The 448-nt window shown below is 65.8% G+C and carries 1 protein-coding gene; it reads right to left on the minus strand.

The window, feature by feature from the left end; all coding sequences use genetic code 11:
* Positions 1–448 (minus strand): HAD-IC family P-type ATPase (locus FVP33_RS19370; RefSeq protein ID WP_147785281.1); only part of this gene is annotated, 448 nt, incomplete at both ends.

A 448-nucleotide genomic window follows, 5' to 3' on the forward strand; every position in this document is an offset into this window, starting at 1 on the left:
CGGTGGCGGGCAGGTAGGTGTCTGCCAGATCCTCGAAAGCCTGGTCCATGGGATCGAACGGATCGAGAGGAGAGGCGAGTCGTCCGAACTCGACGATCGGATGGAACTCCGCGGGCAGGGGCCGCCCATCGAGCGCGTGAGTGGAGCCGTCGACCAGGAGTTCCCGAACGGTCATGCTGTTCATGGTGAGCGTGCCGGTCTTGTCGACACAGACCACGGTCGCCGAACCGAGAGTCTCGATGACCGGCGTGCGCCGGGTGAGCACGTGCTTCTGGGACATCCGCCAGGCACCGAGCGCCAGGAAGATGGTGAGGACGACGGGGAATTCCTCGGGGAGAATCGCCATGGCGGTGGCGATTCCCGCGAGGATGCCCTGAAGCCAGACCCCGCGAGTGAGGCCGTAGATCACGGCGACGGCAACCGCGACGACGAGACCCAGCACGGCGAT

Source organism: Lacisediminihabitans profunda, assembly GCF_008040105.1.
GTDB classification, from domain to species: domain Bacteria; phylum Actinomycetota; class Actinomycetes; order Actinomycetales; family Microbacteriaceae; genus Lacisediminihabitans; species Lacisediminihabitans profunda.